Here is a 24020-nt window from a genome sequence, read left to right as displayed (position 1 = left end):
TTAAAAATACCTCCCAAAATCATTATTCTTAACTTTCCATTTCATTCATTGCTATATTTAAAGCTGCCACAGCTTTTGGCCAACCAACGTAAAAAGCCATATGTGTTATTAATGCAACTAATTCATTCTCCATTATCCCATTTTGTTTAGCTAGCTTCAGATGAAATGATAATTGTTCTGTATTACCAAGACTGATTAGTGCCGACAATGTACATAAGCTTCTTTCTCTTAATGTTAAAGCGGCATCCCGCCACACTTCCTCAAATAATATCTCTTCACTATAATGAGAAAATACAGGTGCTATTTCTCTCATTTTCTTTGGAATATAAAATTCAATTGGTTCATTCATCATTTTGCTCCCTTCATTTTTACCAATTGTGCCATCCCTTGACCAAATGACCAGTTTTCAGCATCTGTCTCATGTAATGTAATAAAAATGTCAGTAACTTTTACGTTGGAACATTCCGAAACTTCAAAGGATATAGATTGATACAAACCTTTTTTCTGTTGTACTGTTCTTCCAGGTCCACATGTAATAGAAACATGAATCATATTCTCAGTTCTCATTTCTCCTCTTTCCAACAAATAATATGGATTATACAAAAATTGATTTCGTTGATAAGGTAAAAATATTTGAAAATAATCATTTTCAGGGATGTTAAAATGTTCAATTAATGAAAGATGGATACATTCACCTATCTTTTTCAACTCTTCTTTATTTACTATATCTTCATGATAATAAACGTTCACAAAAGGCATACATTTTCATTCCTTTTTCTTAATTTAGCATTCAACAACATATCCTCATGAAATATGTAAAATCTCATAAATAGTAACATCGTCCATTACATCTATTTCAGGCTTTTCCTTATAAAAACTGAATTGACTATATCCCCACTTATCCGGATTATAAACTATTACATTTCCTAAACATTTTTCTATGTTTTGCACATTTTCATTTACTTTATTTAATTGCGTCCCAATCAGCGATTTACTTTGAGAAATACTCCCTGCATATTCAACAGCATATCTACTTTTTCTAAAATCATTACTTAAATTAACAACTAATGGAACACCTATATTTATTTGTTGCCACCCAAACGATTGCAAAATATTATCGTAATACCCTTCGAATATAAATTTGTTCATCCCTTCATGACCATTCCACATATATAAAGGTGCATAACAGTTATAGAAATTCCCATCCTTACCTGTCTCAGTAATTAAATAAGCCTTAAAATTTAGTTCTTGAAAACCATCAGTTTTAAACCCATTATCCTTTACCCTTTTTTTAATAATCTCCATGTCATAATCCTTTGGTAAAATGACCTTATATTGCATACCAATCATGTTTATCACTCACTTTCGATCTTATATACATAATGATAAACCGATGATCGGCTGACGTAAAATAGGTATAAATTATGTTTGATATCATTTATAATGATACCGTATAAGGGGCTGAAATGAATGGAAATAAATGATCTTATTATATTCAAAACTGTAGCTAACGAAGGATCTATTAGTAAAGCTGCTAAAGAGCTAGGCTATGTACAACCAAATGTAACTGAGCGAATCAAAAAATTAGAACAAGAATTGGAAACACCTTTACTACATAGAGATAACAAAGGTGTCTCCCTGTTACCTTCTGGTGACATTTTATTAGACTACACGAATAAAATATTAGCTCTTTTAGAAGAAGCGAAAGATGAAATTAAAACAAGTGCTTCTTCTTATGTAATAGCGACGTCACAATCTATTTTGACTAATTATTTAAGTATGCGTATTAAAGAAAATTTCAGGAATTATCAAATATATATAGAAAGTAGTAGCCATTTACAAAAACTACTACAGCAACAAAAAGTTGATATGGTCATAACTTATGAGGATTATCCCGACGCAGCGTTTAAAAAAGTATTCACCACTTCAATTTCTGTAGGCTTATTAAAAGCGAAAGAACAGTGTAACATTGACTTTTCAAAAGAACTTTTCTTTGTTAGTAACGATAAAAAGTGCCCTTTTAGAAATATGACAATACAATTTCTAAAAGAAAACAATCTATCTCAGCATCAACTTCAACAGTTAGATTCTTATTCGCTTATTGAAGAGTTTATTGTTGAGGGAAATGGGATAGCTTTTTTACCGATTAGAAATGATAAATTAGTTTCAGTTGAAAATGTCGCGGTTGAAAAACTACCTATTAACTTCTTTACAACTCGAGACTTAAATAAAGTGATTCCAGGTGAACTATTTAATTAATAAAGAGGCTACACTTGTCGTATTTTACGGGTAAATAGATATCCCTTTTCGAATCGCTAATATAACTTCATATACTATCGTACGGCCTAATAAAATAAAAAGGGATGTTACCTAGTTAATATGTCTAACTACTAGGACATCCCTTTTCATCTTGAAAACTTATTTTACACGTTCTGCTCCACCCCTGTGCTCTTCTCCTTCTTACCCCTTTTAAAATTCTTCAACTTCTTAACTGTTCCAACTAACCCTTTCGGAAAAACTAGTAGCACGATAATGTACAATAAACCAAGAATAATCGTCCATCGTTCAAAAATCGGATACTCTGTAGCTAGTTCTGATAAATAATATTTTAGTGATTCAATAATTCCTGCTCCAGCAATAGCTCCGATTAACGTTCCAACTCCCCCAATCATTGTCATCAATAATGCATTTAACGTCATTTCAATTGAAAATACCGTCGTATTTACAAAGCGTAATGTGATGACAAATAAACCACCGCTAATCGCTGCAACTACTCCTGCAACAACACTAGCAATAATTTTATAATGAAGAACTTTATAGCCAAGTGCTTCAACTCGTTGTTCATTTTGTGAAATCGCCTTTAATACTTTCCCAATTGAAGACTTTGTGAAAAGACGTAACAAGATGAAAATGACGATTAGACATATAAATGTTATATAATAAAATGTAAAACGATCACGGAATATATCTGGTACACGAAATGTAAATCCATCTCCTCCGTGAGTCAGTGAACGCCATTTTTCAGCAAGTACAAAAAACAGCTGGGAAATAGCGAGCGTTAACATTGCATAAAAATGACTTTTCAGCCGTAAAGAAAGCAAACCGATTATATAACTAACGATGGCTGATACAATAATTGCGGCTGCTATTCCTATAAAAAAGTTCGTTATAGACACCCCTTGCCGATCAAATAAGAGTGCCACACCATACGCCCCTATTCCAAAGAACATACAATGGCCGAATGATACAATTCCTGTATATCCAAGTAATACATCAAAACTCATTGCAAAAATAGCAAAGATGAAGATTTGAGTGAACAAAATTAACAAGCTCCGTGAATCATTTACGAATGGAAATACACTTAAACAAATGAGCATAAATACTCCGAAGTATACTTTAATTCGATTTGATGTGCTGTTCACCGTTTCACCCCTTTTCACCAACAAGGCCCGTTGGCTTCACTATTAAGAAAAATAGTAACATTAACATATTAATTGCAAGTGATAAATCCGGTATAAAATATGCTGTAAAAGCACCAGCTAATCCAACAATTAAAGAAGCGATTGCTGAACCTTGTACGCTTCCTAATCCTCCAATTATCACTACTATAAAAGCTAAAATCGCATACTGCATACCCATCTCGGCGAAAATAACACCTGAATACGGTGCTAATAAGAAACCTCCCAAAGCCGCCATCCCTGCTCCTAATAAAAAGACGAAAGAAAATATCGCTTTTACATTAATACCGAGCGCTTGAACCATCTCTTTATCCATTACACCTGCGCGAATCATAAGACCTATCTTTGTTTTTTTGAGCAATAATAGTAAGGCAATGTAAATGATGATCCCAATTAAAATAACGAATAGACGATATTTAATTAATATAACGCCTTCAAATGTATAACTACCTTGTAACCATAACGGTAATTTTGCAGCAATTGGATTAGGACCCCAAAATATTTTGATGCACTCGCTAAGAACGAGCATTCCTCCGAGTGTCACGAGAAGCTGCCGCACATGGTTTCCATACACTGGTCTAATAAGAAATCTTTCTAAAATGAAACCGAGAAACATACCCATAGCGACTGCCCCAATTAGCGCTAATAAATAACTATCTGTCATATTAAATAACCAAACACCTGTAAATGCTCCCCATGCAAATAAACCGCCATGCGCAAAATTTAGTACGCTCATTAAACCGAAAATAAGTGATAGACCAGACGCTAATAAAAAAATAAGCATCCCTGTCGAAACGCCATTTACAAATAAGTTAATTAGCACATCCACGTTCTATCCCCCCGTATCAATGTTAAGAAATACCTAAATATTTATGACATGTTTCCTTATCCTCTCGCAGTTCCTCCATGAAACCGTTATGCACAATGCGCCCATTATCCATAATGTAAAAATAATCACCGATTTGACTAGCCATCATAAAATTTTGTTCAACAAGTAAAACAGTCGTTTTTTCCTTCATTTTCAAAATTGCTACCATTAATTTTTCTATCATAATTGGAGACAGCCCTTTACTCGGCTCATCAATAAGTAATAAACCATCACTATTAATAAATGCTCTTGAAATTGCTAGCATTTGCTTTTGCCCTCCGCTTAAGAGTCCGCTTTTTTTGTGCCAAAATTGCTTTAAATCTGGAAATAATTCAAGCATCCAGTCTATTTTTTCTTCCGCTTCTTCTCCCTTCCCCCTAGCAAGAGCGAATGTTTCTTCTACTGTCAGGTCGTGAAAAATACCTTGATTTTCTGGTACATACCCTATTCCTTTCCTTGAAATTAAATGTGTAGATAATCCATTTACTTGTGTACTATCATAATAAACTTCTCCATTTGCTATCCGGTGAAACCCCATAACCGAGCGTAATGTTGTTGTTTTTCCAGCTCCATTTCTTCCAAACAATACTGTAATCGTTCCCTTCTCAACCGAAAGGGACACCCCTTGTAAAATATGAAACTGATCTAAATACGTCTCTATATTATTCACTTGTAGTAGTGCCACTATATAATCCCCCTAAATAAGCACTTTGTACTCGCTCGTCTTTCATCATTTCTTCCGGCAATCCTTCAGCCAATAACTCTCCATGAAATAAAACGATAAGATGATCTGATAAATCTAGCACCATATCCATTTTGTGTTCGATAAGTACGATTGTGCTCTCTGGATTCTTTTTAATATTTTCGATTACTTGTAATATAGCCGGAACTTCCTCAACAGAAATACCTGCTGTCGGCTCATCTAGTAGTAATACATCCGTTTTTAATGCTAATAACATAGCAAGCTCTAACTTTCTTTTTTCTCCGTGAGCTAAATCCTTAGCTAATACGTCCCCTTTCTCGTGAAGGAGTACTGTCTTCAAAAGACGTCTCGCTTCTCCAGTTTGCTGCTTTAACTTGGCTGCATTCGGAAAGAAACTGTAATAATCCTGAACAAACGATTGAACACTTAGACGTACATTTTCAAGCACTGTTAGCTCTGGAAAAATATTTGTCAGCTGAAAAGAACGACCAATCCCCAAGCGCGTTCGATCTGAAATTGATAATTTTGTAATATCCTGTCCTTTAAAATAAACTTCACCTTTCGTCGGAGAAATTTGCCCACTTAATAAATTGAATAGTGTTGTCTTTCCAGCACCATTCGGTCCAATTATTGAAATGAGCTTTCCTTTTTGTACCGTTAAATTAACATCCTTAATAACATGATGATCCCCAAAAGATACACAAAGATTTTTCGTCTCTAACAAATGTGTCATAAAATCCCTCCCACTGAAAGCCATGTTTATGAAAGAAACAAGTATAAAGAGGGTATTCCCTCTTTATACAAAAACAACAGAAAATTCAGTCTATTTATTCTGAATTGATGGTTCTGTCTCTTTCATCGTTAATTCTCTCTCTAACACTGGTACTGGATAATCAACACCATCTTGCTTTTTCAGCGTTATAGAATATAGAGTTTGTAATGCTTGATGATCCTTCTCTCTAAATTTCATCTTTCCTTTCGGTGTCTCAAATTCCATCCCTTCCATTTTCTTAATAAGTGTATCTACATCTGTATCGCCCTTCGTTTTCTTTAAAGATTCGACGATAGAAATTGCCGCTGACATTCCTCCTGCTGTAAACAGATCTGGAACAGCACCATTAAAACGTTTTTTATGTTCTTCTACTAGCCAATCGTTCACCTTATTCTTTGGAAGTGAGTGATAATAAACAGAAAACCCTTGCATCCCTATTAGCGCATCCATCGTTTTTAATGCTGGTATATCAGGTGCACCAGTAGAAATTTTAATACCTTGCGCTTCCACATTCATATCTTTCAACTGTTTCCATGGTGAATTCGCACCTGCCCAAACGATAAATAAATAATCTGGTTTTGAGCTAATAATATTTTGAATATTTGCAGTGAAATCAGTTGAATTCGTATCCGCGTATTGCTCGTTTACAATATTCGCACCTAATTTCTTTGCTCCCGCTTTAAATGCTGCAATCCCTTCACGACCGAAAGCATTATCTGGAGCAAACGTCGCAATCTTTACATCTTTTTTAGCAATTGAGGCAGCCCCAGCAATCGCATCTTGCGAAGAGTTTCTACCTGTTCTAAAAATATATTTATTCCAGTTCTTCCCGGTAATACTATCAGCAACTGCTGGTTCTACAACCATAATCTTTTTATACTCTTCAGCTAGTGGTAAAACTGCTAATGTATCACTTGAACTAGATGATCCGACTAAAAAATCAACTTTCTCTTCTTCTAATAATTTCGTAGCTTTCTTAACCGCTACATCGGCTTTCGTTTCCGTATCTTCTACAACAAACTTAATCTTCTTCCCTTCCACTTTCCCAGTTCCACCAGTTGCATAATCTAACCCTAATTCAAACCCGTTCACTGTTTGTTTTCCATACGATTCTAATGGACCTGTTAACGAAGCAAGAACCCCTACCTTAATCGTTTTTTCATCTTCTGTACTTGTCTTCTTTCCCGAACAAGCTACTGTTACTAATAATGACCCTAAAACACAACCAGTAACCACCGTTCTTAGCCATTTACGTTTTTTCATCGACATTGTGATCCTCCCCATACTTTACTTTCTGATAGAATCAAACACGCCAAATTCCCCTGTCCGTAATCATGACTTTAAAATTGGTAATGGAAAACTCTTGTAGTAACCTCTACATTCGGCACAAATCTATAATCACCTTCCTATTAAATGGAAACGGACATACAATCAATATATATTCCGTTGTTCAAATGAAATTACTGTTTCACTACAGTAATCATCACGCAAAAAGCTGCAAATAATTAACTTAATTCATTAAGTCAATTATTTGCAGCTTACCTAAAAAAAAATGATTAATTATTTTCGACTTTCTCTAACCCCTCAACCAATTGCTTCTTATCTAATCCTTCCCCTATTACTACCAAATTTGTCGGGAAACCGAAGTCTTGTTCCAGTAAAGTTGGTACGCCAAATGAATATTGGAATAAGTGAGGGTATTTATCTCCATGGAATTTCACAAATCCTTTTACGCGATAAATACTATCTGGTAAATTCGAAAGCCATTCGTATAATTTATCTTGATCAATCGATTTCGTAAATTGATACGTCATCGTTTGTATATGTAAATGCTGTTTGACATGTAGTGTCTCATGTTCCCCATCATTCGTAAATTCAGCTTCTTCTATGTCTTCTAAAGATATATTACAATATTTTGTTTCAAACAATTTCGCATGATTATTTATTGCTTTTACGTCTTCAAGTACTTTGTGCTTATCCGAATCTGTTAATAAATCTGATTTATTAATAAGAATATGACTTCCATATTTCATTTGCTCATGTAATAGCTGTTGTACATTTGCACTTAATATACTTCGGTTTAACCATCTTACTGCATCTAATACGACTACTATAGATTTCACTTCAAGGAAAGGAGCTAAAATTGGTGATACACATGCATCTAACACTTCAATTGGATGTGCGACACCTGTTGTTTCTATATAAATTACATCTGGTCTTTCTTGTTGATATAAAGAATGTAATTGAATTTCAAGCTCTTCTTTTAACGTACAACAAATACATCCTTTCAGAAGTTCCCTTAACACATTCTCTTTTCCAATAATATCTGTATCTACCGAGTATTCACCGATTTCATTCATTAAAACTGCAACTTTTCGATTTTTCTTCTTTTCTGCTAATAATAAATTTTGCAGCAATGTTGATTTTCCGCTACCTAAAAAACCACCTAATATATGAATTTCTACTTTACTCATTCGACCGACCATCCATTTCTCTACTTCAAATTTATTCAAAGCGTAATTATTACGATTTATATTTATCATTTTATTAAAAGAATACCTATTTGTAAACAAAACTGCTAGATTATCGTTTCATTTTCCATTCACTTCATGAGCAACTCTAATTCCAGACTCGATTGCTCCTTGCATCCATCCATGTGTTAATGTCGTATGTTCTCCTGCAAAGTGCACTCTACCCGCTGGCGGCGTAATATATGGAAACAATTCAAGCTCTTGCCCTGGTTCAAAAGCTGTAAATGCTCCGCAAGAATACGGATTTTGACTCCAGCTAAAAGATTCTCCCGCAACATACTCACTATAAACCACATTTCCATATATTTGCGCTAAATTTTTCAACGCATAACGAATACGTTCTCTATTCGAGAGACTATCCCACGTTAACGCCTCATCTGCCCACGTATAACTCACTAAAACGATAGCCGCCCCTGGTGTATGAATTCCATAGCTCGGATAATATGTAAAGCGGATAGGTAAATCTGTAATTGACTTACCACCATATTGTCCTGCTCTTTCCCAAAATCTACTTTTAAACTCTATCGCAATTTTAGTTGAAGCAATATAATTTAATTCACGAATTGCCCGCCTTTTATAATAAGAGAATAAATGATATGGCTGAACTTCTACAAATCGCAAAGCTGAAAATGGAATTGTGACAATAGCGATGTCACCAGTTACTATAAATGAATTTAACGTTTGTTCATGTGTTACTTGCATCATTACTTTATTATCTTCCTGTATAATTTTTTCTACTTTATACGACATAAAAATATTATCCTTTAGCTCTGGTAAAAATGAATTTGGTAATTTATCCATTCCGCCCGTTATCTCATAATATTTCGTCGTTGAAGTGAAAAAGATTATTTCGCGTAATACTTCAATTAAAGACATTCCCATGTATGCTTCCATATCAAGAAGTACTCCGATCATATCTATTGCCCCATCTGAATAATACTCGGTTAAAAATGAACCGAGCGAATATGTTTTATACTTTTTTTCAACAATAATCCAGTTTTTATTAGGATCTTTCTTAATATAATTAAGTATCGGTTCCAATACCTCTAACATTAATCCTTCTGCCGTTTTCCCCTTTTCTTTATCTAAAACTGGATATCCAAGTACACTTGGGTCCTTTTCAAACACATCCAATCTCGTTCTTTTGTTATTCGTATAAATTATATCTGAAGAAGTTTTATTAATAAAAAGGTTTAACGGTAGTTTAAATTTACGAATGTAGGCTAAAGTTAAATCATGAGTATCCGGAATACGCATAGGACCTGCGTTAAAATATAATCCTGCACTAAATGGTTCCCGAATCGTATACACCCTGCCACCTATTCTGTTATTTGCTTCTATAATCGTTACCTCGTGCCCAGCCTCTTTTAATAAAGATGCTGCAACTAATCCAGACATCCCTGCACCGGCAATTGTAATCCGTTTGGGGTTATTCGTTTTGGCAAGCCCTTCATGAATAATTTGAAGCATTTGTTCCATCGATAATGGATTCCCCATGCCCATTCCCCTTTTATGAAGGATTTTACTGAATTATATTCGTTTAACAGGATTCCTATGTTTCATTCAAGCAATTGAGTGGATACATTTTCAATCACTTGAATATCTTTTATAAAATGTAATAAAATAGATATGAAACTATAGAAGTAAGACGTATTATCTTACATAATAAAATTTATGAAATAGCGAGGAATTTTGAAATGAAAAAAGGTATTAACCGTGTTGTATTAGTAGGAACAGGAGCAGTTGGATGTAGTTATGCTTACTGTATGATTAACCAAGCTGTAGCTGAAGAATTTGTTTTAGTTGATGTAAATGAAGCAAAAGCTGAAGGAGAAGCAATGGACTTAAGCCATGCCGTACCTTTCGCACCAGCTCCAACAAAGGTTTGGAAAGGTAGTTATGAAGATTGTAAAGACGCAGATCTTGTTGTAATTACAGCTGGATTGCCACAAAAACCAGGTGAAACACGTTTAGATTTAGTTGAGAAAAACGCTAAAATTTTCAAACAAATTGTTCGTAGCATTATGAATAGCGGCTTTGATGGCATCTTCTTAATCGCAACAAACCCTGTAGATATTTTAACTTACGTAACTTGGAAAGAATCTGGATTACCGAAAGAACGCGTAATCGGTTCTGGTACAACTCTTGACTCAGCTCGTTTCCGCTATATGTTAGGTGAGTACTTCGATATTGGACCTCATAACATTCACGCTTATATTATCGGAGAGCACGGTGATACAGAACTTCCGGTGTGGAGTCACGTATCAATTGGTATTCAAAAACTACAAACGCTTCTTGAAAAAGACAACACATATAACCAAAAAGATTTAGATGATATTTTCGTAAACGTTCGTGATGCAGCTTATCACATTATTGAACGAAAAGGTGCTACATACTACGGCATCGGCATGTCACTTTTACGTGTTACGAAAGCAATCTTAAGCAATGAAAACAGCGTATTAACTGTATCAGCATATCTTGAAGGTCAATACGGCCAACAAGATGTTTATATCGGCGTACCTGCTGTTTTAAACCGCGGCGGTGTTCGTGAAATTTTAGAAGTTGAACTAAGTGAAGAGGAAGAATTAAAATTCGATCACTCTGTTCAAGTATTGAAAGAAACAATGGCTCCTGTTCTTTAATCATATTTTCCAATCAAAAAAGCAATCCGATTTATATTGGATTGCTTTTTTATATTTTTATAGTTCCCCCTCAATTTAAACAGTAATATTATCTATAAAAAGGGGTGATTTCATGAATGATTCTTTGACGATTGCAATCCTCTTGCTAGCTGTAGCATCCTTAATACTTTTCCTCTTCTTAATCATCAGAACGCTATTTCCAACTAAAAAATATGATAAGAATCTCGGATTGATTCTAATTATTTTAAGCTTGTTAGCAATACCGATAAGTATCTTCCTTGTAGGAGGATGGGCAGGTATGGAAGTTAGTGTAATCGCAGTCTTTATTTTTGCTGCTGTTATTATAGCTTTAATCGCAAATACCTTCATTAAACTACCTCCTCCAAAGAAAAAATAATAAATGACCGATGTTTTCATCAAGAGAAAACATCGATCATTTTCTATCACTTATTATCTTTAATCGGTTCATCATTATTTACATCAAGTACATCTAATAAAAAGATAAAGATTGGAATCCCAATAATAAGCCCCCATATTCCGAGGAAATGCTCTGAAAAGATAAGAATCATAAATGTATAAAAAACAGGTAAATTCGTTTTTGCAGACATAAATTTTGGATTTAATAAATAACTTTCCAGAGCGTGGATTACTGTAATGAACACTAGTATGTAAACAACATACACAACCCCGCCGACGTTATAGGCAATGATACAAAGTGGAAACAAGGAAATGATAACACCAGCAACTGGAATCAAACCGAGTAGAAAGACCATGACAGCCAATACAAGAAGCTGTGGAAATCCTAAAATGACAAGCGCAATTACAGTGAGCACACAATTTACAACCGCAATTAAAAACTGTGCTTCAATCACTTTTCCGAACGACCTTGCAAACCTTTCACCGAAATATGCAATCTCCTCATAAAAAATTTTCAGCTTACTATCTTTAAATTTCGAAGTAAATGCTATAATGCGTTCTTTTTCTAATAAGAAAAATAAACTTAAAATAAGAGAAAGTAGTATTTGTAAACTGACTTTTCCTATGTTTGCTATCGATTGATAAATGACATCTACACCTTGTTCGATATATTTCGATACTTCCATTCCATTAATTGTCGAAAGTGCATATTTAATTATCTCGTTATCAGGTGGGTTTTGAAAAAACAATTTAAATTGATAAATCAATTGTGAAATTTGTATCGTTAGTACAGGCAAATATTTATATAGTGTAGTTACAATAAACGTCACTAATACAATATATAAACCAGCAATAACCACTTTCCTATTTACTTTTAATTTTTTTGAAATAAACTTTTGAAATCGATCCATCAAAAACGTGAGAATAAACGTAATTAATATTAAATTAATCATACTTTTTAATCCATACAATACAAGCACTAATATTATTAAAACGAGAAACCGTTGAAACCCTCTACTTCGAAAGAAATTTTTCACTTCATTCATTAAAAATTAACCTCCCCCTTCAATGGATGGAAATTGGATATATTACATTTTATGAACTTCTATAGACAATCTTTCTTACTAATTAGGAAGAATCCTTTTTTTCTTTTTTAATGTCTGATTTTTCATCTAATACTTTTCTAAAAACTATTTTTCAACTCTATATTTTAGGAGAACGTCTATTTTTAGATTGCTGTTCATACGCATATCCAATATTAAAAAGTTCTTTTTCACCAAACTGTTTCCCAACAAACACTACACCTACCGGCTGACCATCAGAATCATATCCTGCCGGCACTGCTAATTCTGGATAACCAGCCACAGCTGATAGAAGAACTTCATCGTTATTAATCATCACAAGAGCATCCAAACCTTTTTCTACTAAATACCTATCTAGCTCTTTTCTTGCATTTTCTTGACTCGTTTGAACTATTTTTTCAAACTCATCTTTCGTTATAGCAGATTTCTCAGAACCCTCAATTAATGTTTGTCCATACTTTATTCGTCGTTTACTATCCTTTTTATTAAACGCTATAATCTCTTCTAACGATTTTACTGGCACATTTTTTTGCCGTGAAAGATAATCGTTAACATTATGCTTGAACTCATATTCTAATGTTTGCAGATTATCTACACCCTCGCTGTTTAACTGAACATCATCAGTCAATATTGCACCTGCATCTTCAAGGTCCTTTCTAATCTTTTTCGCTACTGCTTTTCTAATTTCATCTTGTTGTTCTATAGAAAAAAGAATCCCTATCTTTTTCCCCTTTAATCCATCTATCGATAACTCCTTCGTATAATCCATTCTATCTCTATCTTTCATTTTTTCTATCATAGCATCTTTTCCATCATAACCTACCATTGAATTAAATAGCGTTGCTGCATCTTTGACCGTTCTTGCCATTGGCCCTGCTGTATCAAGTGTTTCAGCTAACGGGATAATTCCTGTTCTGCTAACCATACCTAAAGACGGACGTAACCCAACTACTGATTGTTGCGTTGCCGGTGCTACTATGGATCCCGTCGTTTCCGTCCCGATTGCAAGCGGTGCAAAATCAGCTGCAACCACTGTAGCAGATCCTGAACTCGATCCTGATGTATCAAATGTAATCGGGCCATATGGATTTAAATTTTGTCCTTTCTTCCCACTATATCCACTTGGCATTGTAAAAGATAAATAATTCGCCCACTCAGACATATTTGCTTTTCCTAAAACAAACGCCCCTTCTTCTTTCAACTTCTTCACAATCATCGCATCTTCATCTGCAATCCAATCTTTTAATACATAAGTTCCAGCACTTGTCGGCATAACATTCGCTGTTTGTACATTATCTTTTACGATGACAGGAATGCCGTATAAGTTCGATTTCTTATTTAAAAATCTCTCTTTATCTAACTGTCGTGCTTCCTCCATTGCATTAGGATTAATCTCTGTAACAGCATTTAATGATATTCCATTTTGATCATGTTCTTGTATTCTAAAAAGATAAATACTCGTTAATTCTTCATATGATAATTTCCCATCATCAACCATTTTTTGAAGCTCATCCACAGTCGTATTTACAACTTCTTTTTCTTTTATCTTTATATTATCTATGTCGATCCCTTTAAGCTGATTATGTATCGGTTTTAACACTCTGTCTTTATCATATACAATACGCTCAGGTTCCTTTGGAAAATAATTTTTATACACGTAATATCCTCCGGCACACACCAATAGAACAATACCTCCAGCGATAGACAACGTTATCTTTACCCATTTTTTCATGTTGCTTCCTCCACTCTAAAAGTTGCTCATTTATATAAAAAAGAGAGTTACCTTTTACTTAACTCTCTCCAATCAAAATGCTAAATGAAAAAATGAAAGATTTCAATCTAATTACTTTTTTTTTGCATTTGCTTTGCTAACAATTCCTTCACCTGATTATATGTTAACCCTGAATTTTTATTTAAACGTTTCACTTCATCAACATCAGTACCGACAACTGTATATTTTTTCTCATCATTCATGTTCCCACTTCCTTTCTCACCAGATTATTTCTTATATTTCTTCCCTAAATGCACATAAATTAACACCAATACGAATAGGGAAGCTGGACTAAATTAAATAGACGAGACAGATGATATAGTATTCAATAACTAAAAGGAGTTCTGTTGCGTAAGAGGAATAGATAAAAATATCTCGAATTTATATACTTATTGAATTTAAGGACATGGAGGATGCATTTTGAAAACATATGAGTTTAAACATAACATTCCAACATTGGAAGAGTACAAATATTTGTGTGATTCTGTTGGATGGACTAATTATATGAATTTTGAAGTAGCGGATACTTCACTGAAGCATTCTATTCACTGCATCACGGTCAAAGATAATGAAAAAATTGTGGGCATGGGGAGAATTGTTGGTGATGGATCTATCTATTTCTATATTCAAGATATAGTGGTTCATCCGGATTATCAGAAACATGGTATTGGGAAAGAAATAATGCATCTTTTGGTTGCATACTTAAATGAGAATGCCCCTGATAAGGCGTTTGTCGGTTTATTTGCATCACAAGGTAAAGAATCGTTCTATGAAAAATTTGATTTTAAAAATTACTCACCAAACATGACGGGGATGTTTACTGTCATTTCAAAAACATGATAGATTTTTAATTGTAGGGAAAACTTCGATTCATATGAAAGAAATTATTCTTGCAGTAACCTTTTCCACAATCGCATTTAAACATTACATACGAAAGGAGAGTACATATATAGCTATATATGTACTCTCCTTTCATTTATTTAACTCTGTATATATTAAATTTCTTAATAAAATTTCACTACATCTTCAGTAGGTAAGAATGTTCTTTCCCCTGGTTGTTCATTTGGCTCACCAAATGGCATTTGTCCTACTAAACTCCACTCCGCTGGAATATTCCATGTTTCTTTCACTTCAGCATCTACGATTGGATTGTAATGTTGTAATGATGCGCCAATTCCTTCAGCTGATAATAACATCCATACAGTATGTTGTAACATTGCATTACCTTGATGAGACCAGAATGGGAATTGATCTTTATATAACGGTGCATTTTCTTGCATTTTTTCTACAGTTGCTTGATCTTCAAAGAATAAAACGGTACCTACACCTGCATGGAAACCTTTTAGTCTTTCTACAGTCGCTTCAAAGTTTTCTGCTGGTACGCGTGATCTAAGCGTTTCTTTTACGATATCCCAAAACTTTTCATGCTCTCCATCCATTAATACAACCATACGGCCACTTTGCATATTGAAAGAAGTTGGTGCATGTAAAGCTGTTTTTAATACTTCTTCAATTCTTTCCTTTGTAATTGTAGCGTTTTTTGTTACTTTACGAATTGAACGACGGTTCACGATTGCTTCTTTTAAGTTTGTTGTAGTTGCTGACATTTTAATTCCTCCAAATATATGTTTTATTATTTTTATTTAAACAAATCAATTTGAGTCTTTCATGCAAGACGAATTAGCAATATCCATCCGCCTTACATTGCATACCTTCAAATGAATTTGTTTTATCCTTTTCGATTTCTTTATCAATTACTCTTTCTAGCGTTTCTTTACTAGCAAGTCCTTGAATGACTTCATCTCCAATCATTACAGTTGGTACCGCCATAATATTCGATTCATCATATGCATGTTGAATCGCTTCTTGATGTTTTTCTTTATATTTACGAGTTACTAAAGCATCTTTAAATTCTGCTTCAGGAAGCCCTACTTCTACCGCTAATTTCGTTAATACATCAATATCTTCAATGTTTTGCTCTTCTTGGAAAAACGCAGTAAATACTCGGTGATGATACTCATTTCCAAGTCCACGCTCTTTCGCAAATTGGCACCCTTCAAAAGCTAAATGTGTATATGGATGCGGAGAAACACGTGGCAGACGCATTTCAATCCCTAATTTTTTTGCAGTAGGAAGAATGAAAGAATCCCATGAACCTAACTTATCTGGCTCGTTCCAAGGATCTATTTTAGAATATGGACTTGGACGCAATTCAAATGGCATCCATTCGATTTCTACATCTTTCTCTTTCGCTACTTCATCTAATGGACCTTTTGCTAAAAAGCAAAACGGGCATATAAAATCTGAGTATACTTTCATTTTCACAGTCATATTATTTGCACCTTACCTTCTTTTTATTTTTTAAATGTAACCAAAACGGTTACAATTTCGAGAAAAAAATATGCATTCCCTTTTAGAGACTTGCAATTATCATATTATGCATTCATTTTTTGTTGTAAAGATTCAAATAACTGCCCCATCGTAATATTTCTCAACACTTCTTCCATCGCAGATTGCGCCTGAACTAAAATAACCTCTAAAACAGCTTGAATATTCGCCCCAATTGGACAGTCTGGATTCGGTTTTTCATGAATGTGAAATAGTTTGTCTTCTTCCACTACATTCACTGCATGATACACATCTAATAATGTGATTTCATGTAAATCCTTTAATAATCCCGCGCCACCCGGACCGCGTTTGACGTATACAAACTCAGCTTGTTTCAAGTAAGACGTTATTTTTCGAATTACTACCGGATTTGTATTTACACTTTCGGCCATATAGTCCGAAGTACAAACTGAAGATGGATTGTTTTTCAAAATAGATAAAATATGAACAGCTATAGAAAAGCGGCTACTAATTTTCATTGTGATTACCACCTCGATGTAATCATTATAGTTACAACTAGAGTATAAGTCAATCCTTTTTACAAATTTTTTAAAGCAAATAAAAAGTGCCCCATTACAATATATGAGACACCTCTTCTTATTCTGCAAACAAGTCTTGAAATTCTTCAATAAATAGCTGCACAGCGATTGAAGAATCCTTTAATGAAGGAACAGCTAAAGCAATTTCTCTCCATACTTGTGGTTCCAATTCTCTCGTTTGTATATTCTTTGGTAAACTCGTTAAAGATAACTCAGCCAAAATTGCGATTCCTAATCCTTCTTGAATCATATTTAAAGCTGTTGTAACTGTGGAAATTATATATTCAGCCCGAAGTGGTACGTTCGCTTGTTTAAACATATCGATAATGGGTGGTTCGTACCCACCCTTACATAATATGATCGGTTCATTCTCTAAATCACCTATTGTAATAGAATCGTTCTTACAAAGAGGATGATCCTCTCTTAAGACAACAACCATTTTCCCCTTCGTTAAGGGCACGATCTCCATATCTTTATTAGGCAAGATAACAATTCCTATATCAACAACCCTCGATACTAACCAATCTTCAACTTCTTTAATCGTGCCTTCACAAAGAACGACTTCTAAGTTCGGATACTTCTCCTTAAAAAGATTTATCATTTTGGGTAAGAAATGTGCAGAAGCACTCGGAAAACTCCCAATTCGAATCGTCCCAACTTCGTGCCCTTTCTCCATCGCTACTTCTTGTTCAATCTTCTCAACGCCGTTTAAGATTTCTCTAATATGTACAAGAATTCTATTTCCAACATCCGTAACGATTAGCCCTTTTCGTTTATCGCGTATAAGAATGGTAACGCCTAACTCTGACTCAATGCTTGAAATCGCATGACTTACAGCTGGCTGTGTCATATTTAACATCCCGGCAGCCTTCGTAAAACTCCCTAATTCAACCGTTTTAATTAAAACTTGAAGTTGTGTAATGGTCATAACTAATCACTTATACTCCTTATAAAAAAGATTCATTTTATTTATCATAGTCGATATCATATCATAGTGAAATGGAATACAACAAGGAGGGATTACAGTGACACAGCTTTCTCGAACTAAGACGGCCATAATCCTTACATTTCTCGTTATTATGTGGGGAATTAATTGGCCGTTATCAAAATTCGCTCTGCATTACACACCACCCGTACTCTTTGCAGGGATTAGAACATTAATAGGAGGATTTATCTTACTTACTTTCGCATTACCGAGATACAAACAATTAAATTTAAAGGAAACTTGGCATTTATACTTTATTTCATCTTTACTCAATATTATTTTGTTTTACGGACTACAAACTGTCGGACTTCAGTATATGCCCGCCGGACTCTTCTCCGCAATCGTATTTCTCCAACCTGTCTTACTCGGCATTTTCTCATGGATTTGGCTTGAAGAATCTATGTACGGCTTGAAAATTTTCGGACTTATTCTTGGATTTATTGGTGTTGGGGTTATTAGCTCTAGTAGTTTAACTGGACATATTTCTATTATCGGTGTACTACTTGCTTTAGGGTGCGCTATCGGCTGGGCACTCGGCACAGTATTTATTAAGAAAACTGGACACCGCGTTAATGCTATTTGGATGGTAACACTTCAGCTTATTATTGGCGGACTTTGCTTAATCGGATTTGGTTCAGAATTTGAAAGCTGGTCTAGCATCGCTTGGAGTATACCATTTGTAAGTGTACTACTATTCATCTCGTTCTTTGTTATTGCAATGGGATGGCTCGCTTACTTTACACTTGTAGGAGCTGGTGAGGCAAGTAAAGTTGGGGCTTATACGTTCCTTATCCCACTGATCGCTATTATTGTAAGCTCTATTTTCTTACATGAGGCCATTACAATTAGCTTATTCATCGGACTTTTATTTATTATCGTAAGCATTTGTTTTGTAAATATAAAGCCGAAAGCACTTGCTGTAAGGCAGCAAGTTGAAGTGAAATAAATAGATATGAGAAAGGAGTCTACCACTTGTAGGCTCTTTCTTTTTTACCATTTTATCAGTACAGTCACTTAACATCTTAGCAAAAGGGAAATTTTTCTTTTTTATTGTATGATGATAATTAAGTAGAAAATATTATCTCTAATACATATGTATGGACTAACAATTCTAATCATAAGGGGGAATTATATGGTTTTACAGTATAAAGAATTTGGAGATTTAAGCTCTCCACTTATGGTTTTTATTCATGGTGGCGGAGTCAGTGGATGGATGTGGGACAATCAAGTTAAACATTTTACTAACTTTCACTGTCTTGTTCCTGATTTACCCGAGCAAGGGGAAAATAGTAGTAAGGATCATTTTTCAATACACTTTAGTGCTGAAAAAATCATTGAATTAGTTGAAGAAAAAGGACAAGGTAAAACTGTTATAGTAATCGGGTTTTCGTTAGGTGCTCAAGTATTAATTGCACAGGTATTATCATTCCTAAAATCGGTCATGGAATCCCTTTAGCAAATCCCAAACTATTTAATACTTTAATTGAAAACTGGCTTAAGCACGATAACCTACCAGAAGAAGTAATGACAGTCAATTGAGCTCCTTAGCTTAATAAACCATGTTGTATTTGTAGCTCTAATCCCCTCGAAGCTGCTTAATCTCAAAATTTTATTAACAAAGGTCTCATTACTTTCAATGAGACCTTTCAATGTTCCCTACTTTTTACGACGTACTACAAAAACACACGTACCTACGGAAGATACAATCGCTAAAACTGATAAGACAATTGCTATTGTTTGCATATTACTTGTACCTTCATTTTTTTCCACACTAGATACTTCACCATGTTCTCCTGTTAATGATGTACCTTTTGCAATCGTAGTAAGTGAGTGGGGCTTTTCAGCTTTCTCATCGCCTGTCCATTCAACAATTTCTCCATCTTTATACTGTTGATATGCATTCCAAGCTATTTGTTGCTCTTTATCTGGATTTTTAGCAACGAAAGTAAATCGTTGGAACTGACCAGGTAAAATCCCTTCTCCTGTTGCTTCCCATATTACAGTTTTAACTTTTCCAGCTGCATCTTTTTGTTCTTCCACTTTCCACCCTGGCACTGGCTCGTACTGTTGAAACTCGACTCCAGACGGTATTTTCAGTGTGACTTTTGTTGTTGCCATATTCTTTTCAACAGGTACCTTTATTGTATAAGTCTCCCAAGAGCTAACGTCAGAAGTTGCTGGTTTCACAGTTACGTGAGCACTAACAGGTAACGAAAAAATCCCCATTGCAATTATTGTTGCGATCATTGTTGTTCCTAATTTTTTTATACGTTTCATTTTCTATAAACTCCTTTTCATTTATAACGTCTTTTTTATCTGCCACCTACAATAAATTTATAATCCGTATCGAAACTATCAAGAGATTTTGTTAATCCGTGAACTTGTATATTCCAGTTTCCTGTCATGTTAATATACATACCGTCCGCTTCATATTCTCCCGGTGACACTGCCGAAACTTTAAATGAACCTTTGCCCATATTCATATCTAAAGATTGAGTCGTCAATACAATTTGTTCCATATCAGTAACAGGCTGTCCATTCTCATCCTTCAAAGTAATATGAAATGTATTCTGTCCTACCTTATTAGGACTTACATGTAAAGTAAGTTCATATCCATTATCTAATTGTTTACTCTCTGTAAAAGGTCCCGTAGGAGGCATCGGCGGCGTTTGTACGTTTGTCATAAAAGCTACGATTACGAAAACGATAATTCCAATGATAAACTCTACTTTCACCGTAGCTCCTAACCTTTGCTGCGCTCGTATTCTCCCTTTCACATAATGAAAAATTCCCAATATCCCCATACACACGAATAAAAGTATCTTTGCTAATAAGGCCAATCCATACTTCGTATCAAATAGGGAATGGATCGTGGGAATAAAAAATGTACTGTTAAAGAGACCCGTTAATAAAATCACAATGACAGCACCTGTTGCCCATGGCGAAAAACGCTTAATCGCATCCCAATACATAGTCCACTTGTCATCCTCTTTACGTAACAGAAGAACAATCGATGATAGCCCCCCCATCCATAACGAAGCTGCGAATAAATGCAGAAAGTCCATAACGACAGCAATTTCTTTAAACCTTATACCATATGCGTGACTATTAAAGGCTTTCATAACAAGTAACCCAATAAATAATACAATTGGAATGCTCCATACTTTAAACGACGAAAGCTTCTCACGCTTCACTGCAAAATATGTAACAATCATCAGCATACTAATAAGAGCCATTTGAGTGATCCATACATAACGAAAAACAGATAGTTGTAATGTTTCTTTTAATAATATAGGATTGAATGCTTCTAACCACGAAACATCAGCATTTATTTTCGCCTGCAATGGTAGATTGAATAGTAAACTAATAAATATCCCAAATAATGATATCCATATTATTTTCTTACTCCTCGACTGAACTTGACTTGCACTTCCTTTATAAAGGATAAGGTTAAATAATAGAACACCGATAAATAGAGAAAAACTTGTATATAAAATTCCGCGTTCCATAATCATATCGATTTGGGGAACATAGCCCATCTCTTCTACTTTTATATCATCTGTTCCCGCTTCTGCTAGTCCAATACGGAATGGAATAACTCCTTGAATTGGATGTCCATCAGCTGAAATAGCTTTCCACTGAATAGAGTAAAGACCATTTTTGAGATTCTCTTTTAAACCAGCTTCTAATAATTTTTTGTTTTTCGTATCAATATGAGCATCTTTTAAATCTACTCTTTGACCTGAGGTATCTCTTACGAACAATATATTAAAACTTGAAACTTGTATGTCCTCATCGAATTCAATTTTCACAACAGATGGTGCTTTCTTTAACGTTTCATTTTCAGCAGGATTTGATTTCACAACGTACGCATGAGCGGATGCGCTTTTTGGTATCAATATGATCAACACGCACGCAATTAATAGCCATGCCCCTAGCCTTCGTATTACTTTCACAATCATTTCACTTCTTTCTTTTTCGTCACTACACTTTCATTACTTTTTACTTCCCAAGTTTTATTTCTTGATAAAATATTAACCTGATTAAGTATAAGGATTTATTTAGTATCACTCTCTATTTATTCCTCACCTCTATACTTCTAATATAATAGTAGCTACCTTCATAGATATTACTAATATTTTTAAAGTTGATTATCATTATAGCATAAAATATATTTATGTAAGTTCCCTAAGAAGAAAAGTTATCGTGAATCATTTGTGAAGAAAATGTGAAATACATAAAGTGAAACTTTAATCAGTGGGACTTTTACGGGCATTCGATCTCCCACCTAACTCCCTCGCATTCTCCGACTTTTGAAGCGGGAATCTTATTGCCAACAAATAGCGGGATAAATAAAAAAGGTATTACGTTATTACGCAACACCCTTTCTCCATAATACACTTCCTTTACTTCTCTTCCGGATAATGACAATAATTAATGATCGTGCCCTCTGTATCCGCTAGGTTAAGATAAATTAATCTTCTACCATGCTTATTCATTCGAAGTGTATGCTCTTCCATTCAAATACCTTGTTCTTTACATATGTTGTGTTTCAACACATTCTTTCCCTATTTTTAAATTTCATTTTCTTTTTTAGGGTTCATTTCAATTATTTTTAACAGCTGTTGTACCCTTTTATCATATGTATGTTCGATTAGCGTTCTCTTCAGCCCTTCCATCGCAATTTTCTTTCTTTGTGCCGGGTTCGATAAATATCTTTCAGCTTTCTCTATAAAATCAACCGCTGAGGTAAATGTCTCAATTTGTACCCCTGGAATATAACACTTTTCTAAATCTGAACGAATATCCGTCATTTGAAAAGAACCTGTACTAGCTATTTCGAATGTACGATTATTAATAGAACAAGCATTTACTTTTACTCTATTTCTATTAAATGTTAAATCCTCTATCGAGCGATGTATATTCATGTTGATTTTACTTTTTTTGTAATATCCTATACTGTTTTCGTAAACCAAAAATGGTAAAAGTAAAATTTTATCTTTCAATAACTCATAACTTTTTAGTCTATCCCAATTACAACCTATAATTAGAGTGTTTTTAGTCACTAAGTACTCTGCAATTGAATCAATAAATGCGAGCCGATTATCAAAAGCAGTCCCTATGAAACTAATATCAAATATGTATTCCTCTTCCCTAAGTATCGGCGTATATACAGGAGGTTCTGCTGCTAAAGGCAAATAATATACATTATCACAACCTAAATCTTTATAAAAATCAATACATCCTGTATCTTGCGTAAACACATAATCATAGTCAAGCACTAAGTTTTTCGTCACATCTGTAAAGTAAGGGTCATCTGTAAGCCAGAGTGCAGTTTTAAAGTTGTATTGTTTTAAATCTTGAATTCCCTTAATTATCCCTTCTTCAAAACCATGAAATACAATAATGAGTGCCGGTTTTATCTTTAAAGCCGTTTTCACCAAGTTTTCGTATGTTACCATCGTTACATTACGAATTGCCTTTTTCAAACTATTATATATAGATTCCTCTAGCGCCGGAAAATAGACAGGAACACTAGATGTAACAAATAATACGTTAAAATTTTCAGCACTATTTGAAATCTCCACAGATAACCACTCTCCAATACATGAAATTCACAATTTATATTATATGTATTGCATAAAATATATAGTTGGTTATAAAGCACTCTTTTTCTTTCATATATTACTGTGCAAAATGAGGATTGCTTACCCTATAGTCGGCTCCATTTGCTCGCAAATACTAAAAAAAATCATGCCCACTCCTACAGGATAGTGGATAGCTTCTCATAATATATATTCAACATTCCGAAATACTTTCGTCGAAATATTGAAAAGTATACAAATAAAAAGGCGTTACATTAG

25 protein-coding genes and 2 pseudogenes are annotated in these 24020 nt (G+C 34.3%); 6 read left to right on the top strand and 21 right to left on the bottom strand.

Annotated features, from left to right (window positions below; translation table 11 throughout):
• Positions 1-28: 28 nt before the first annotated feature.
• From ABH959_RS02520 to ABH959_RS02510, 3 genes are read right to left on the bottom strand one after another with little or no spacing between them, the layout of a single operon-like run.
• Positions 29-352, bottom strand: a complete 324-nt coding sequence (locus tag ABH959_RS02520) for a carboxymuconolactone decarboxylase family protein (RefSeq protein ID WP_235661805.1) — start codon at positions 350-352, stop codon at positions 29-31.
• The gene (locus tag ABH959_RS02515) at positions 349-759 is read right to left on the bottom strand and encodes a tautomerase family protein (protein ID WP_113938225.1); all 411 of its coding nucleotides are present in this window, start codon (positions 757-759) and stop codon (positions 349-351) included. The genes ABH959_RS02520 and ABH959_RS02515 overlap by 4 nt, the downstream gene beginning before the upstream one ends.
• Positions 760-804: 45 nt before the next feature.
• A complete protein-coding gene (locus ABH959_RS02510; protein ID WP_113734663.1) occupies positions 805-1350 on the bottom strand; it encodes a DUF4865 family protein in 546 nt (181 codons plus the stop codon).
• 120 nt (positions 1351-1470) lie between these two features.
• On the opposite strand from ABH959_RS02510, the gene ABH959_RS02505 reads away from it, so the two are divergent.
• Positions 1471-2259 (top strand): LysR family transcriptional regulator, encoded by a 789-nt coding sequence (locus ABH959_RS02505; RefSeq protein ID WP_113938224.1) that lies wholly within the window; start codon positions 1471-1473, stop codon positions 2257-2259.
• A 164-nt stretch (positions 2260-2423) separates the two neighbouring features.
• On the opposite strand, the gene ABH959_RS02500 is transcribed toward ABH959_RS02505, so the two are convergent.
• From ABH959_RS02500 to ABH959_RS02470, 7 genes are all read right to left on the bottom strand, one after another.
• A complete protein-coding gene (locus ABH959_RS02500) occupies positions 2424-3377 on the bottom strand; it encodes a branched-chain amino acid ABC transporter permease (RefSeq protein ID WP_113938302.1) in 954 nt (317 codons plus the stop codon).
• Between the two features lie 49 nt (positions 3378-3426).
• Positions 3427-4287: a branched-chain amino acid ABC transporter permease gene (locus ABH959_RS02495; RefSeq protein WP_002135738.1), complete on the bottom strand. Its 861-nt coding sequence runs from the start codon at positions 4285-4287 to the stop codon at positions 3427-3429.
• Positions 4288-4309: 22 nt separating this feature from the next.
• Positions 4310-5011, bottom strand: coding sequence for a branched-chain amino acid ABC transporter ATP-binding protein (locus ABH959_RS02490; protein WP_113938223.1), 702 nt, complete (start codon positions 5009-5011; stop codon positions 4310-4312).
• Entirely contained in the window at positions 4989-5762 is a 774-nt protein-coding gene (locus tag ABH959_RS02485; protein ID WP_002135736.1) for an ABC transporter ATP-binding protein, read from the bottom strand. The genes ABH959_RS02490 and ABH959_RS02485 overlap by 23 nt, the downstream gene beginning before the upstream one ends.
• A 90-nt stretch (positions 5763-5852) precedes the next feature.
• Positions 5853-7070: a substrate-binding domain-containing protein gene (locus tag ABH959_RS02480; RefSeq protein ID WP_044444543.1), complete on the bottom strand. Its 1218-nt coding sequence runs from the start codon at positions 7068-7070 to the stop codon at positions 5853-5855.
• A 287-nt stretch (positions 7071-7357) separates the two neighbouring features.
• Entirely contained in the window at positions 7358-8275 is a 918-nt protein-coding gene (locus ABH959_RS02475) for a CobW family GTP-binding protein (protein WP_181777958.1), read from the bottom strand.
• 117 nt (positions 8276-8392) lie between these two features.
• Positions 8393-9829: a flavin monoamine oxidase family protein gene (locus ABH959_RS02470; protein WP_113938221.1), complete on the bottom strand. Its 1437-nt coding sequence runs from the start codon at positions 9827-9829 to the stop codon at positions 8393-8395.
• 200 nt (positions 9830-10029) lie between these two features.
• Here ABH959_RS02470 and ABH959_RS02465 point away from each other — a divergent pair, with 200 nt between their 5' ends.
• Complete coding sequence (locus ABH959_RS02465) at positions 10030-10974, top strand: L-lactate dehydrogenase (RefSeq protein ID WP_113938220.1); 945 nt, start codon at positions 10030-10032, stop codon at positions 10972-10974.
• A gap of 112 nt (positions 10975-11086) precedes the next feature.
• On the top strand, positions 11087-11371 hold the full coding sequence (locus tag ABH959_RS02460; RefSeq protein ID WP_113938219.1) for a YesK family protein: 285 nt from the start codon (positions 11087-11089) through the stop codon (positions 11369-11371).
• Positions 11372-11417: 46 nt separating this feature from the next.
• On the opposite strand, the gene ABH959_RS02455 is transcribed toward ABH959_RS02460, so the two are convergent.
• The 3 genes from ABH959_RS02455 to ABH959_RS02445 form a co-directional block, all read right to left on the bottom strand.
• Positions 11418-12437: an AI-2E family transporter gene (locus tag ABH959_RS02455; RefSeq protein ID WP_002031308.1), complete on the bottom strand. Its 1020-nt coding sequence runs from the start codon at positions 12435-12437 to the stop codon at positions 11418-11420.
• Between the two features lie 157 nt (positions 12438-12594).
• Positions 12595-14205 (bottom strand): amidase family protein, encoded by a 1611-nt coding sequence (locus tag ABH959_RS02450; protein WP_404492237.1) that lies wholly within the window; start codon positions 14203-14205, stop codon positions 12595-12597.
• 107 nt (positions 14206-14312) lie between these two features.
• A complete protein-coding gene (locus ABH959_RS02445; protein ID WP_002012306.1) occupies positions 14313-14447 on the bottom strand; it encodes a hypothetical protein in 135 nt (44 codons plus the stop codon).
• 217 nt (positions 14448-14664) lie between these two features.
• On the opposite strand from ABH959_RS02445, the gene ABH959_RS02440 reads away from it, so the two are divergent.
• Positions 14665-15084, top strand: a complete 420-nt coding sequence (locus tag ABH959_RS02440) for a GNAT family N-acetyltransferase (RefSeq protein ID WP_002031303.1) — start codon at positions 14665-14667, stop codon at positions 15082-15084.
• A 164-nt stretch (positions 15085-15248) separates the two neighbouring features.
• Here the strand turns inward: ABH959_RS02440 and ABH959_RS02435 are convergent, their stop codons facing one another.
• The 4 genes from ABH959_RS02435 to ABH959_RS02420 form a co-directional block, all read right to left on the bottom strand.
• Complete coding sequence (locus ABH959_RS02435) at positions 15249-15851, bottom strand: nitroreductase family protein (RefSeq protein WP_002012304.1); 603 nt, start codon at positions 15849-15851, stop codon at positions 15249-15251.
• Positions 15852-15924: 73 nt separating this feature from the next.
• Positions 15925-16575 (bottom strand): DsbA family oxidoreductase, encoded by a 651-nt coding sequence (locus ABH959_RS02430; RefSeq protein WP_404492236.1) that lies wholly within the window; start codon positions 16573-16575, stop codon positions 15925-15927.
• Positions 16576-16679: 104 nt separating this feature from the next.
• Entirely contained in the window at positions 16680-17111 is a 432-nt protein-coding gene (locus ABH959_RS02425; RefSeq protein ID WP_002012300.1) for an Rrf2 family transcriptional regulator, read from the bottom strand.
• A gap of 118 nt (positions 17112-17229) precedes the next feature.
• A complete protein-coding gene (locus tag ABH959_RS02420; protein WP_002012297.1) occupies positions 17230-18099 on the bottom strand; it encodes a LysR family transcriptional regulator in 870 nt (289 codons plus the stop codon).
• Positions 18100-18196: 97 nt separating this feature from the next.
• Here ABH959_RS02420 and ABH959_RS02415 point away from each other — a divergent pair, with 97 nt between their 5' ends.
• The gene (locus tag ABH959_RS02415) at positions 18197-19102 is read left to right on the top strand and encodes a DMT family transporter (protein WP_113938216.1); all 906 of its coding nucleotides are present in this window, start codon (positions 18197-18199) and stop codon (positions 19100-19102) included.
• A gap of 186 nt (positions 19103-19288) precedes the next feature.
• Positions 19289-19695 (top strand): annotated as a pseudogene (locus ABH959_RS02410) (alpha/beta fold hydrolase).
• Between the two features lie 117 nt (positions 19696-19812).
• Here ABH959_RS02410 and ABH959_RS02405 read toward each other — a convergent pair.
• The 4 genes and pseudogenes from ABH959_RS02405 to ABH959_RS02390 all read right to left on the bottom strand — a co-directional run bounded on the left by ABH959_RS02405 (position 19813) and on the right by ABH959_RS02390 (position 23744).
• A complete protein-coding gene (locus ABH959_RS02405) occupies positions 19813-20433 on the bottom strand; it encodes a YcnI family copper-binding membrane protein (RefSeq protein WP_002126863.1) in 621 nt (206 codons plus the stop codon).
• Between the two features lie 35 nt (positions 20434-20468).
• Positions 20469-22118, bottom strand: a complete 1650-nt coding sequence (locus ABH959_RS02400) for a copper resistance CopC/CopD family protein (protein WP_113938215.1) — start codon at positions 22116-22118, stop codon at positions 20469-20471.
• Between the two features lie 444 nt (positions 22119-22562).
• Positions 22563-22670: pseudogene (locus tag ABH959_RS02395) on the bottom strand (glyoxalase); the annotation flags it as partial.
• A gap of 60 nt (positions 22671-22730) precedes the next feature.
• Positions 22731-23744 (bottom strand): CgeB family protein, encoded by a 1014-nt coding sequence (locus ABH959_RS02390; protein ID WP_002012286.1) that lies wholly within the window; start codon positions 23742-23744, stop codon positions 22731-22733.
• Between the last annotated feature and the right edge of the window lie 276 nt (positions 23745-24020).

This window comes from Bacillus sp. RC51 (assembly GCF_044908115.1).
GTDB classification, from domain to species: Bacteria; Bacillota; Bacilli; order Bacillales; family Bacillaceae_G; genus Bacillus_A; species Bacillus_A mycoides.
The sequence above is the reverse complement of the archived record's forward strand: the minus strand, read 5'-3'. Positions and strand labels throughout refer to the sequence as shown.